Origin of the sequence: Anaerovorax odorimutans, from assembly GCF_024459955.1 — a bacterium.
GTDB lineage: Bacteria > Bacillota > Clostridia > Peptostreptococcales > Anaerovoracaceae > Hominibacterium > Hominibacterium odorimutans_A.
This window is the reverse complement of record NZ_JANFXK010000072.1, coordinates 1-785: the sequence shown is the minus strand read 5'-3', so window position 1 is coordinate 785 and position 785 is coordinate 1. Positions and strand designations below refer to the sequence as shown.

Sequence of the window (785 nt, the reverse complement as noted above, 5' to 3'; positions counted from 1 at the left end):
TGCCCGGGCTACCAGCTATGCAAAACAGTGGAAAGCCGGCGAGAATGGTAGTATAATAAAGAATATAGATATCGATGATATGGAAGCACTGGCTTATGGTAAGGATATTGATAAAGATGTGATAGAAACCATTTACGATGCCTTGAAACAGGGTGAACGGAACGGTGACTATTTTATCAGCGAGGTTGCCATAAAAAGTATTTTAAGTCCAGACGGTGGGATGGTGTTGCTGCAAATAGAGCCTATTCCCGCAGGAAATACTGCTTTATTACGACTTAATATCAATCAAGACGCTTTTGCAGGAAAGACATTAGATGAAATAAATGAAGCAATCAAGCAATCTCGTAATACGGTGATTGAAAATCTTGAGGAAGCCGCCATACATGAGCGTGGACACGCAAAAACGATCCAGGGCTTGAGTATAAATGCTATTGAAGAACTTTATAAAGAGTTGGAGGGTAAAGGAATTGGCAGTATTAGCCGGTTGGCGAAACTTGACGGTGCGGAAGCGCTTGCCGAGATTGAAGTTTTATTAAGCCGTGGAGACTATATATCAGATGAAGCAGAAGCCTTGTATAATAAATATATTAGGAGGAGAGACAAGTGACAATAATCTTGGATTGGTGCAGTACCTGTAAACATATACGAAAAAATAAAGATGGATGGATTATGAACTGCGATGCTTTTCCAGATGAGATACCTGACGAATATGTGTTCGGGGATCCAAGAAAGCTAAAAGAATGCAACAACGGCATAGGCTATGAGCCGAAAGAAAAGTAAAAAAA

General features: G+C 40.3%; 2 protein-coding genes. Both read left to right on the top strand.

Annotated features, from left to right (window positions below; translation table 11 throughout):
* The coding region (locus tag NE619_RS17885; RefSeq protein ID WP_256133846.1) for a hypothetical protein at window positions 1-607 on the top strand (607 nt) is incomplete at its 5' end.
* Window positions 604-780, top strand: coding sequence for a glutamyl-tRNA amidotransferase (locus NE619_RS17880; protein ID WP_256133845.1), 177 nt, complete (start codon window positions 604-606; stop codon window positions 778-780). The genes NE619_RS17885 and NE619_RS17880, both read left to right, overlap by 4 nt.
* The last annotated feature ends 5 nt before the right edge of the window (window positions 781-785 follow it).